The following is an 11,317-nucleotide window of genomic DNA, read 5'->3' on the forward strand; positions in this document are numbered from 1 at the left end:
GGCACCGCGGCCGCCCCGGCCCCCGCCGAGCCGCCGACCGAGCTCCTGCCGCCGGTGCCCGCACCGACCGGTGTCGTCCCCGCCTTCCCCGACTTCCCGGACTTCAAGGACTTCGCCGACGAGGGCCCCACGGTCGTCGGCCGGTCCGTCACCGTCCCCGCTCCCGCCGCCCCGGCCCCGCGCCGCGGCCTCGCGGCGGGCATCCTCGACGGCACCCGCCGCAACCTCGCGGCCGTCGGCGCCGGCGCGCTCCTGGTCGCCGTCCTCGGCACCGTGGTCACCCTCGGCGCCACCTCCGGCAACGACGACGCGCCCACCTCCGGCACCGTCTCCACCGACAGCACGGCGGACCAGGGCGGCGCCGAGGACCCGGGCACCGACGACGGCGCCCCCGCCGAGGGCGGCGAGTCCGGCGACCCGGCCGCCACCGGCACGCCCACCGCCTCCGGCTCGCCCGGCCCCACCACCTCCGGCGCCACCCCGACGGCGACCGGCACGGACGCCACGGCGACCGGCTCCCCGTCGACCGGCGCCCCGGACTCCCCGGACCCCTCGTCGAGCGCGCCGGGGACCACGACGGCGCCGACGACGACGTCGCCCCGGCCGACGAGCACCCGGCCGGCGCCGACCCGCACCACCAGCCGGCCGCCGACCAGCGTGCCGACCACGACCAAGCCGCCCGTCACGCCGCCGCCCACCACGCCGCCGCCGACCACCCCGCCCCCGACGACCACGCAGCCGGAACCGTCCGAGACGGCCAGCAGCGAGGCCCCCGGCTCCAGCGCCTCCTCCACCCTCGACGGCGCCCCCACCGGCTCCGAGACCCCCGTGAGCTGAGCGGCGGAAGAACGGGAAGGGGACGGCCCCGGGCGCGCGATGCGCCCGGGGCCGTCCCCTTCGTCGTGTTCCCGGACCGTCCGGCTCAGAACAGCCGCAGCTTGTCGTCCTCGATGCCGCGCAGGGCGTTGTAGTCGAGCACCACGCAGTCGATCCCGCGGTCGGTCGCCAGGACCCGCGCCTGCGGCTTGATCTCCTGCGCCGCGAAGACGCCCTTCACGGGGGCGAGGTGCGGGTCGCGGTTGAGCAGCTCCAGGTAGCGGGTCAGCTGCTCGACGCCGTCGATCTCGCCGCGCCGCTTGATCTCGATGGCGACGGTGGCGCCGTCGGCGTCCCGGCAGAGGATGTCGACCGGACCGATGGCCGTCGGGTACTCGCGGCGGACCAGCGTCCAGCCCTCGCCCAGGGTCTCGATGCGGTCGGCCAGCAGCTCCTGGAGGTGCGCCTCGACGCCGTCCTTGATGAGACCCGGGTCCACACCCAGTTCGTGGGACGAGTCGTGGAGGATCTCCTCCATCGTGATGATCAGTTTCTCGCCCGCTTTGTTGATCACCGTCCAGATGCCGGCCTCACCGTCGGCACCTTCCTTGAGCGTGCACGGCGGGGACATCCAGTTGAGCGGTTTGTACGCCCGGTCGTCCGCGTGGATGGAGACGCTGCCGTCTGCCTTGATCAGGATCAGACGGGGTGCGGAGGGCAGGTGGGCCGTGAGCCGGCCCGCGTAGTCCACGGAGCAACGGGCAATGACGAGACGCATGGTCGGCAACGCTACAAGAGGAGCGCCCTTCTACGCGATTCGGGCACCTGTGTGAGCCGAACACCCGTCGGTTATCGGCCTGTTGTGTGCCCAATCGCCTGGTGCGGGCCGGACCGCGCGCTTACCGTGGAAGCTGGAGGTCGTCGTCCGTGCACGCTGCGTGGCGTACGTCGGCCCTCGTCCCTGCCCGCACAGACCCCGTCCGCGGGGTCGCGAGAGGAGAACCCATGTCGCTCGACGTCTCACCGGCACTGTTGGAACAGGCCGAGCGAGGCGAGGTCGACGAAGCCGCCTTCGTCGACTGCGTCCGGACCTCCCTGCCCTTCGCGTGGGAGATGATCAGCTCTCTGGTGGCCCAGCTGGAGGTGGAAGGCGGAGAGTTCGCCGACAACCAGACGCCGCCGCCCGACGAGCAGGCACGCGGCCAGCTGCTGCGCGCGCTGGCGAGCGACGCGATCCGCGGTGCGCTCCAGCGCCACTTCGGGGTGCGTCTGGCCTTCCAGAACTGCCACCGCGTGGCCGTCTTCCCGCTGGACCCCGCGGTGGACGAGCGGCTCGCCCGCTTCACCTCGATACGGGGCCAGCTGCTCAACCAGTCGCCGGAACTCCGCGACTGCTGAGGTCCGACCGTCGCCGCCGGGACCCGTCGGGACTCGAATGCCGCCGCCCCGCGTCGCGGGAGCCGCGATCGGTGCGTGTCGACGCGCACCGATCGCGGGGACGCCGGGGCGGCGGCACGGCCCTGCCCTCAGCCCAGCCGGGGGAGGACCTCGGCGCCCAGCCGCCGCAGGTTCTCCTCCGTCGCGGCCAGGTCGCCGGAGCCCTCGGCGAGCAGCGCGAAGCGCGTGATGCCGGTGCGCTCCGCGGTCGCCGCCAGCCGGTCCGCCGCCAGCTCCGGGGTGCCCACCGGGTGCAGCGAGCAGAGCAGCTCGGTGTACGCCACCGGATCCCGCATCGCGCGGTGCCGGCCGTCCACCGTCACATGCGCGTCCAGGCCCTGTTTCAGCCAGCCGGGCATCGCCTTCACCAGCGTCTCCGCCGCCTCCCGGGTGCGGTCCGCGAGCTGCACCACGCCCGCCGAGACGTGGCCGGCGGCGATCCGCGCGACCTCCTCGGGATCCCGGCCCGCCTCCCGCGCCCAGCGCGCCCAGGCGGTGACCATCTCCGCCTTCTCCTCGTCCCCGCAGTGCATGCCGAGGAGCATCGGCAGCCCCCGCTCGGCGGCCAGCCGCACGCTGTTCCGCGAGGTGCAGGCGACCACCACCTCCGGGGACGCCGGACCGCCGATGAGCTCGCCGGCCCGGGGCACCACCGCCACCTCGCGGAAGGAGAATCGTTCTCCCGCGGCACCGACCCGGGCCTCGGTGAGCCACCGCAGCAGCAGGTCGAGGGCCTCCGGGAAGCCGCGCTCGTACGCCTCCAGGCCCGCGCCGAACACCTCCAGGTCCACCCACGGCCCGCCGCGCCCCACCCCGAGGGTGAATCTGCCGCCCGAGACGACGTGCAGCAGCGCCGCCTGCTCGCCGAGGGCGACCGGGTGGACGCTCGGCAGCACGCTCACCGCCGTGCCCACCCGCAGCCGACGGGTGCGGCCCAGCAGCACCGCCGCCAGCGTCACCGCCGACGGGCACACGCCGTACGGCACGAAATGGTGCTCGGCCAGCCAGACCGAGTCCAGGCCCGCCTCCTCGGCCACCTCGGCGGTCCGCACCGCCCGGTGCAGCGCCTCACCCTGCCCCTGGCCCGGAAACTGGGCCGCCAGAACGAACGTTCCTACGCGCATCGCCTTCTGCCTCCTTGCGGCTGGCGCGTTCACTTCCCCTCGTTACCGGCAACAACGCCTGACACGTGCCAAAGGCAACGGCCCCGTATGAAGTTCTTGCGATTTTCGGTCCGGGGGCCGGGACCGGGGCTCCGGCGCCCCTGTCGCGGCCCGTACGCTGGAGGGAACGGTCCGTGTTCCCCGACCCCGTGAGGTGTGCTGTGTCCCCGCGTCACCACCGTTCCCGCCGCGGCGCCAAGCCGACGGCGCAGGAGGACCGCGACGACCGGTACGGCGGCTCGCAGCGCACCGAGTCCTGGCAGGGCGAGGAGTGGTACGTCCGCCTCGTCGCCGGCGCCAGCTCCCCGGGCAAGCGCTACCGCTGCCCCGGCTGCGACCAGGAGATCCCCGGCGGCGCCCCGCACGTCGTCGCCTGGCCCGAGTACGGCGGCGTCGACGACCGCCGCCACTGGCACAAGGCGTGCTGGAACGCGAAGGACCGCCGCACCCCCGGGGTGCAGCGGTCCCGCAACGCGCCGAAGCACTGACCCCGGCGGAGCCTCAGACGTCCCGGCTGTTCAGCAGCGCGTAGGCGCCGCCCACCGCCACCGCGGCCACCCCGACCAGGGTGAAGAGGGCCTCCCAGCCCGCCGGACCGCTGTCGCCGAACGGCGGCTGCGCGCTGTACAGCGCGATCATCTGCGAGGGCACCGAGTAGGTGAACAGCGCCTCCTGGACCCCCTTCAGCGCCGGCGCGAACATGAACAGCGCCGCCACCAGCGGCAGCAGCAGCACGCCGATCATCACCGTGATGGCCCCGGCCGAGTGCCGCACCAGCGCCCCGACCCCCATCGACAGCAGGCCGAGCACCGCCATGAAGCCGGCCGCGCCGACCGTGGCCCGGGCCCACTCCGCACCCGTCGGCTCCGCAGCCTCGACCATCGCCACCTGCGCGGTCGCCACCACGAAGGCGACCACCAGGGTCACCGTGAAGACCAGCAGGAAGAAGACGATCGCCTTCGCGGTCAGCACCCGGGCCCGGCTCGGGCACGCCGTCAGCGTCGTCCGGATCATGCCCGTGCCGTACTCGGACGAGATCGTCAGCACGCCCAGCGTGATCACGCAGATCGACGCCGGCAGCATCCCGAAGAAGCCCAGCGGCAGCGCCGACTCCTCGCCCATGTTCCCGCCCTCGCCGGCGGCGATCGCGGCCACGCCCAGACCGATCACCAGCATCAGCAGGACCATCGTCCCCAGCGTCCACACCGTGGAGCGCACCGAGCGGATCTTCGTCCACTCCGAGGCGAGCGCGTCGCCGAGGTGCGCCCGGCGGACCGGGATGGGGGAGACGTAGCCGTACGGCGGCGGAGGCGTCGGGGTCGGCGTCGGGGCGGTCATCGGGCGTCCTCGGTGGTGTCGCTCGGCTTCTGGAGGCTCTGCTGCGGGGCGGCCGACGGAGGCGGTGCCTGCGGCGGGGCCGGCGCGGCCGCGGGGGGCTGCGGGGCGGCGGCGTACGGGTTCTGTCCGGGCGGCGGCGGGGCGTACCAGCCCTGCTGCGGCACGTCCGCCGGGACCACCGGCTGCGGCGGCAGGCCGTACCCCGGCTGCCCGGGCTGCGGGGGCGCCTGGAGGTGCGCCAGCTTGTCGTCGCTGGAGCGGTAGTCCACCGCGCCCTGCGTCAGCCGCATGTACGCCTCCTCCAGCGACGCCTGGTGCGGCGACAGCTCCCAGAGCCGTACGTCCGCCCCGTGCGCCAGGTCGCTGATCCTCGACAGCGGCAGACCGGTGACGCGCAGCGCCCCGTCCGTCTCCGAGAGGACCTGGCCGCCGGCCTCGGCGAGCACGCCCGACAGCTTCTCCCGCTGCCCGGGCTCGGTGTCCGGGGTGCGGACCCGGGCGAAGTCCGCCGAGTTCGCCGAGATGAACTGCTTCACCGGCATGTCGGCGAGCAGCTGCCCCCGGCCGATGACGATCAGGTGGTCCGCCGTCAGCGCCATCTCGCTCATGAGGTGGCTGGAGACGAAGACCGTGCGGCCCTCGGCCGCCAGCTTCTTCATCAGGTTCCGCACCCAGAGGATGCCCTCCGGGTCGAGGCCGTTGACCGGCTCGTCGAAGAGCAGCACCTGGGGGTCGCCGAGCAGGGCCGCCGCGATGCCGAGCCGCTGCCCCATGCCGAGCGAGAAGCCCTTGGAGCGCCGCTTGGTCACGTCCTGGAGGCCGACCACGCCCAGCACCTCGTCCACCCGGCGGGCCGGGATGCCGGCCAGCTGGGCCAGCGAGAGGAGGTGGTTGCGGGCGCTGCGGCCGCCGTGCACGGCCTTGGCGTCGAGCAGGGCGCCGACCTGCCGGGGCGCGTTCGGCAGCTGCCGGAAGGGATGGCCGCCGATCGTCACCCGGCCGGACGTGGGCGCGTCCAGTCCCAGGATCATGCGCATCGTGGTCGACTTGCCGGAGCCGTTAGGGCCCAGGAAGCCGGTGACGACACCCGGCCTCACCTGGAAGGAAAGGTTGTACACGGCCGTCTTCGCGCCGTAGCGCTTGGTCAGGCCGACTGCCTCGATCATTCTCCAGCCCCATCGACAGGTCGGTGGTGTGCGATCGGGGCATGACGGCGCGCGGCCGGAAGGCCCCCGTACGAGTCAGGAGCTTATCCAGCCGTTGACGGTTCCCGCGCCGGAGATGCGAGACCGAAGCGAGACCTCCGGGAGAAATCCGGGACGCCCCGGACCCCGTTTCGGGGGTTCCGGGGCGTCCGGTACGGCCGGGCGGTGCCTCAGGCGTCCCGCCGCTTCAGCACCAGATAGCCGCCGAGCAGCGAGGCCGCCACCCAGACCAGCATGATCCCGAGCCCGCCCCACGGCCCGTACGGCGCCTTCTCCGATCCCAGCGCGTCCGGCACTACCTGCATGATCTTGGAGCCGGCCTGGTCGGGGAAGTACTTCGCGACCTCCTTCGCCTTCGGCACCGCCGACAGGATCTGGGAGATCAGGAAGAAGAACGGCACCAGGATGCCCAGCGACAACATCGAGGAGCGGAGCATCGTCGCCACGCCCATCGAGAAGAGCGCGATCAGCCCCATGTAGATCCCGCCGCCGACCACCGCCCGCAGCACGTTGTCCGCGCCGATCGTCGTCCGGTGCTCGCCGAGCAGCGCCTGCCCCAGGAAGAACGACAGGAAGCTCGTCACCAGGCCGACGATCAGGGCGAGCGCCCCGGCCACCGCGACCTTGGAGAAGAGGAACGTGGCCCGCTGGGGGACGGCCGCCAGCGAGGTGCGGATCATGCCCGAGGAGTACTCGGTCCCCACCACCAGCACGCCGAAGACCACCATCGCCAGCTGGCCGAGCACCATCCCGGAGAAGCTGACGAAGGTCGGGTCGAAGGTCGCCCGCTCCACGTCGGACAGGTCGTCGAAGGTCGACTTCAGGAGCGCCGAGAGCGCCGCGCCCATCGCCACCGTGACGATCAGCGCGCTCGCCAGGGTCCAGAGCGTCGACGAGACCGTCCGGATCTTGGTCCACTCGGACTGGAGGACCGCAGGTACCGCCGCCATCCTCAGACCCCCTCGCTGTTCGGGCCGGCCTCCGGGGTCCGCGCGGGACCCCAGCCGGACTGCGCGCCCCACCCGGGGCCGGGCGCGGCCGGCCCGCCCTCGGGCACGCCGCCGCCGTGGACGTCGGTGCCGTGCGCGTGGTACTCCACCGCGCCCGCCGTCATCTGCATGAACGCCTCCTCCAGGGAGGCCCGCTGGGAACTCAGCTCGTGCAGCGTCAGCTGGTGCGCCGCCGCCAGCTCGCCCAGCTTCTCGGTCGTCGCCCCGTCGACCTCCAGGGTGCCGTTCCCGGCCTCGACCACCACGAATCCGTCGGCGTGGAGCACGTCCCGCAGCCGTTCCTGCTGCGGAGAGCGCAGCCGGACGAAACTCCGGGAATTCTGCTGGATGAAATCCGCCATCGACATGTCGGCCAGCAACTTTCCCTGCCCGATGACGATCAGATGATCGGCCGTCAGCGCCATTTCACTCATGAGATGACTGGAGACGAAGATCGTTCTTCCTTCCGCCGCCAGCGACTTCATCAGATTGCGGATCCAGTGAATTCCCTCGGGGTCCAGACCATTGACGGGTTCGTCGAACATCAGGATCTCGGGATCGCCGAGCAGTGCCGACGCGATCCCGAGCCGCTGGCCCATGCCGAGCGAGAAGCCCTTCGACTTCTTCCGCGCCACCGCCGTCAGACCCACCAGGTCCAGCACCTCACCCACCCGGCGCTCCGGGATCCGGTTCGACTGCGCCAGACACAGCAGGTTGTTGTACGCCGACCGGCCCCCGTGCATCGCCTTGGCGTCCAGCAGCGCCCCGATGTACTTCAGCGGCTCGTCCAGCTCGCGGTAGTGCCGGCCGTCGATCCGCACCGTCCCGCTCGTCGGGTTGTCCAGATCGAGCATCATCCGCATCGTGGTCGACTTCCCCGCCCCGTTGGGCCCCAGGAAGCCGGTGATCATGCCCGGCCGGACCTGGAAGGAGAGATGATCGACCGCCGTCTTCGTCCCGTACCGTTTCGTCAGTCCGTCAAGCTCGATCATGCGTACCAAGCTAAGGGCGCGCGAAACCCCCCGCCACCGGAGTGACGGGGGGTCCGGAACGCACGCGCTCCCGGCTCGGCCGGGGCTTACCGGGTCTGCTGCGCGGGGACGCCCGCCGAGCGGTCCTCGTCCAGCGGGGAACCCGCCGCCGCCACCGCGGCACCGGTCAGCGTCGCCAGCATCTCGCGGACGTTGGTCAGCTGCGCGTTGATGGAGTCGCGGCGGTTCGTCAGCGCCGCCAGCTCGCGCTCCGATTCCGAACGGATCCGGTCGGCCTTGGCGTTCGCGTCGGCCACGATGTCCTCGGCCTGGCGCTGCGCGGTCTCCACCGTCTGGCGGGCCCGGCGCTCGGCGTCCGTGCGGAGCTTCTCGGCCTCCAGGCGGAGCTGCTCGGCGCGGTGCTCGATCTCGGCGAGGCGCTTCTCGGCCTTGGCCTGACGGGAGGCCAGGTCGCGCTCGGACTGCTCGCGGCGCTTGGCCAGGTTGGTCTCGAAGTCCGCGGCGGCCTGGGCGGCCTTGGCGCGGGTCTCCTCGAAGAGGGCGTCCGCCTCCTCGCGCTTCGACTGCGCGTCCTTCTGCGCCTCGGCACGCAGCGAGTTGGCCTCGCCCTGCGCCTTCTCGACGATCCGGACGCCCTCGTCCTCCGCCTTCGACTTGCGGTCCGCCGCGAACGACTCCGCGTCGTTGCGCACCTGCTGGGCGGCCGACTCGGCCAGCTCGCGGTGCTGCTCGGCGGCGCGACGGGCCTCCTCGCGCAGGTCCTTCGCCTCCTCCTCGGCGAGGCGGAGGATCTTCTCGACCCGCGCGCCGAGTCCGGCGTACGACGGCTCCGCGTCGCTCACCTGGGCCTGGGCGTTCTGCGTCTCGAGGTGGAGTTCCTCGATGCGCTTCTCCAGAGAGGTGATGCGGCCCAGTGCGCTGTCACGGTCGGCGACGAGCTTGGTAATGCGGTCGTCCACCTGACCGCGGTCGTAACCACGCCGCACGAGCTCGAAGCCGAAGGGGGAGGATGTGTCGCTCATGGGGTTCCTGTCGAATGAGACCGGTGAGGTGTTAGAGGGAATCCTAGGGGCCGAAGCGGCGTGTCATCGAGCGTATGCCCGTTTGATCTGGAGAATGTCCAGCCTTTTGAGTGGCTAGCCGTCCTGGGACTTGCCACTCGAACGGGTGGACCCCGAGGAAGCGCCCGCCTTGAGTCCGTCCTTCGTGCCGGCCGACGGGGTCTCGAAAGACTCCAACGCCTCCAGTACGTCCTGGACACGGGAGATCTCGGCATTGATGTCGGTCCGACGCCGGGTCAGCGTCTCCAGCTCGCGCCGGCCCTCCTCGACCAGCCGCTCCGCCTCGGCCTCCGCCTCCGCCTTGATCCGCTCGGCCTCGGCCACCAGCGAACTCTTCTTCTGCTCGGCCTCCTTCAGGAGGGCGTCGGCCTTCCTGACCGCGGCGATCCGGACCTTGCTGGCCTCCGAACTCGCCTCCGAGATCATCTCCTTGGCCTTCTCGTCGGCCTCGACGCGCTGCTCCTCCGCGGCCTTCACCAGCTTGTCGACGCGCTCGCCGGCCGTCTTCATCTGCTCGGCCGACTCGCGCCGCGCCCGCTCGTGCAGCTCCTCGATCTCGCCCTCGATCCGGCCCCGCAGCTCCTCGGCCCGCTCCCTTATGGCGGTCGCGTCCTGCCGCGCCCCGACCAGCAGCTCGTCCGCGTCGGTCCGCGCCTTCTCCACCAGCGCGTTGCCCTCCACGGTCGCCTCGGCGACGATCCGGTCGGCCTCCTTGCGGGCCGCGCCGACCATCGTGTCGGCTTGGGTCTCCGCCTCGGCGGTGGCGCGCAGCGCCTCCTCCCGGGCCTTGGCGATGAGCTGGTCGGCCTGCTCGGCCGCGTCCGCGCGCTTCCTGGCACCGGCCTCGCGGGCCTCGTCCAGCGTCCGGTCGGCCTCGTCGCGCGCCTCGGAGCGCATCTGCTCGGCGGCCGCCTCGGCGTCCTCCTTGACCCGCGCCGACTCCGTACGGATCCGCTCGGCGTCCTGACGGGCCGACTCCAGCTCCTCGGCGCCCTCGGTCCGCAGCCGCTCCGCCTCGCCGGCCGCGTCCGCGAGGGTCCGCTCCGCCTCCGTCCGGGCGTCGGCGGTCACCGACTCGGCCAGCTCGACCGCCTCGTCGGTGATCCGGCCGGCCTCCGTCGTCGCCTCGCCGACGAGGGCGTCGGCCTGCTCGGCCGCGTCCTGGCGCCGCTTGTCGGCGGCCTGACGGGCCTCGTCCAGGATCTGCTCGGCGTCCGACAGGGCCGCCGTCCGCAGCGCCTGGGCGTGCGCCTCGCCGTCCGTCTTGACCTGCTCGGCCTCGGTCCGCAGCCGGGTCGCGTCCCGCTCGGTGGTCTCGCGCAGCTCGGCCGACTCGGCCGCGATCCGCGCGGCCTCCGTCGTCGCCTCGCCGACCAGGGCGTCGGCCTGCTCGGCCGCGTCCTGCCGCCGCTGGTCCGCGTCCTTCCGGGCCTCGTCCAGGACCCGCACGGCCTCCGCGCCGATCCGCTCCGCCTCCGTCGTCGCCTCGCCGACCAGGCTGTCGGCCTGCTCGGCCGCGTCCTGGCGGCGCTGGTCGGCGGCCTTGCGGGCCTCGTCCAGGACCTGCTCGGCCTCGGCCGCGATCCGCTCGGCCTCCGCCGTCGCCCCGCCGACCACGCCCTCGGCCTTCTCGGCCGCCTCCGAACGGATCCGGTTGGCGTCCTCCCGGGCGTCCGCCCGGGTGCGGGCCGCGTCCTGCTCGGCCGACGCCAGCGCGTCCGTCGCCTCGGTCCGTACCCGCTGCGCGTACTCGGCGGTGTCCGTCCGCAGCTTCTCGGCCTCCGCGATCGCGTCCCCGACCGTCCGCTCGGCCAGCGCCTTCGCCGCCTCGGACTCCTCCTGGGCACGCGCCCGCGTGCGAGCCGCGTCCTCCGACGCCCGCTCCCGCTCCCCGTGCGCGTCGGCACGGACCCGGTCCGCCTCCTCCTGCGCCTCGGTACGGGTCCGCTCCGCCGCGTGCTCCGCGGCCGAGCGCAGCCCGGCGACCTCCTCCTCGGCCTGCTCGCGCAGCCCGGCGACCGCGTCGCGGACCTCCTGCGCGGTGTGCTCGGCGGCGCCCACCATCTCGGTGGCCCGGGCGTCCGCCTCCTCGACCAGGCGCTGCGCCTCGGCCTGCGCCTCCTCCACCCGCTTGCGGGCGGCGGCCAGCAGCTCCTCGGACCGCTCGCGGGCGTGCTCGCGCTCCCGGCCCGCCTCGGACCGGGCCGACTCCAGGGTCTCCTCGGCCTCCCGGCGGCGCCGGACGGCCTCCTCCTGGGCCGCGGGCAGGGCCTCGGCGGCCGTCACCACCGCGTCGCCCTCCTCGACCTGCGCCAG

General features: G+C 73.3%; 10 protein-coding genes and 1 pseudogene. 3 read left to right on the forward strand and 8 right to left on the reverse strand.

Features of this window, described 5'->3' with window-relative positions; all coding sequences use genetic code 11:
- Window positions 1-837, forward strand: a pseudogene (locus tag IE321_RS38640) (ATP-binding protein); the annotation flags it as partial.
- Between the two features lie 85 nt (window positions 838-922).
- Here IE321_RS38640 and nucS read toward each other — a convergent pair.
- The gene (gene nucS / locus IE321_RS38645) at window positions 923-1,594 is read right to left on the reverse strand and encodes an endonuclease NucS (RefSeq protein WP_190226362.1); all 672 of its coding nucleotides are present in this window, start codon (window positions 1,592-1,594) and stop codon (window positions 923-925) included.
- Window positions 1,595-1,821: 227 nt separating this feature from the next.
- On the opposite strand from nucS, the gene IE321_RS38650 reads away from it, so the two are divergent.
- Complete coding sequence (locus IE321_RS38650; RefSeq protein ID WP_043219726.1) at window positions 1,822-2,214, forward strand: SCO5389 family protein; 393 nt, start codon at window positions 1,822-1,824, stop codon at window positions 2,212-2,214.
- Window positions 2,215-2,342: 128 nt separating this feature from the next.
- Here the strand turns inward: IE321_RS38650 and IE321_RS38655 are convergent, their stop codons facing one another.
- Window positions 2,343-3,377 (reverse strand): LLM class flavin-dependent oxidoreductase, encoded by a 1,035-nt coding sequence (locus IE321_RS38655; RefSeq protein ID WP_190226363.1) that lies wholly within the window; start codon window positions 3,375-3,377, stop codon window positions 2,343-2,345.
- A gap of 200 nt (window positions 3,378-3,577) precedes the next feature.
- On the opposite strand from IE321_RS38655, the gene IE321_RS38660 reads away from it, so the two are divergent.
- Window positions 3,578-3,904, forward strand: coding sequence for an Rv1322 family protein (locus IE321_RS38660; protein ID WP_043219731.1), 327 nt, complete (start codon window positions 3,578-3,580; stop codon window positions 3,902-3,904).
- Window positions 3,905-3,917: 13 nt separating this feature from the next.
- Here the strand turns inward: IE321_RS38660 and IE321_RS38665 are convergent, their stop codons facing one another.
- The 6 genes from IE321_RS38665 to IE321_RS38690 form a co-directional block, all read right to left on the reverse strand.
- Window positions 3,918-4,754, reverse strand: coding sequence for an ABC transporter permease (locus IE321_RS38665; protein ID WP_190226364.1), 837 nt, complete (start codon window positions 4,752-4,754; stop codon window positions 3,918-3,920).
- Window positions 4,751-5,920 carry an ATP-binding cassette domain-containing protein gene (locus tag IE321_RS38670; RefSeq protein ID WP_190226365.1) on the reverse strand — a complete coding sequence of 390 codons (1,170 nt, stop codon included), beginning with the start codon at window positions 5,918-5,920 and terminating at the stop codon, window positions 4,751-4,753. The genes IE321_RS38665 and IE321_RS38670 overlap by 4 nt, the downstream gene beginning before the upstream one ends.
- A 209-nt stretch (window positions 5,921-6,129) precedes the next feature.
- A complete protein-coding gene (locus IE321_RS38675) occupies window positions 6,130-6,909 on the reverse strand; it encodes an ABC transporter permease (protein WP_043219737.1) in 780 nt (259 codons plus the stop codon).
- A 2-nt stretch (window positions 6,910-6,911) separates the two neighbouring features.
- The gene (locus tag IE321_RS38680) at window positions 6,912-7,940 is read right to left on the reverse strand and encodes an ABC transporter ATP-binding protein (RefSeq protein WP_043219740.1); all 1,029 of its coding nucleotides are present in this window, start codon (window positions 7,938-7,940) and stop codon (window positions 6,912-6,914) included.
- A gap of 86 nt (window positions 7,941-8,026) precedes the next feature.
- Window positions 8,027-8,962 carry a coiled-coil domain-containing protein gene (locus tag IE321_RS38685; RefSeq protein WP_043219743.1) on the reverse strand — a complete coding sequence of 312 codons (936 nt, stop codon included), beginning with the start codon at window positions 8,960-8,962 and terminating at the stop codon, window positions 8,027-8,029.
- 114 nt (window positions 8,963-9,076) lie between these two features.
- Window positions 9,077-11,317 (reverse strand): polarized growth protein Scy-related protein (locus IE321_RS38690; protein WP_506417412.1); only part of this gene is annotated, 2,241 nt, incomplete at its 5' end.

It is taken from the genome of Streptomyces hydrogenans (assembly GCF_014656075.1).
Lineage (GTDB): Bacteria > Actinomycetota > Actinomycetes > Streptomycetales > Streptomycetaceae > Streptomyces > Streptomyces hydrogenans.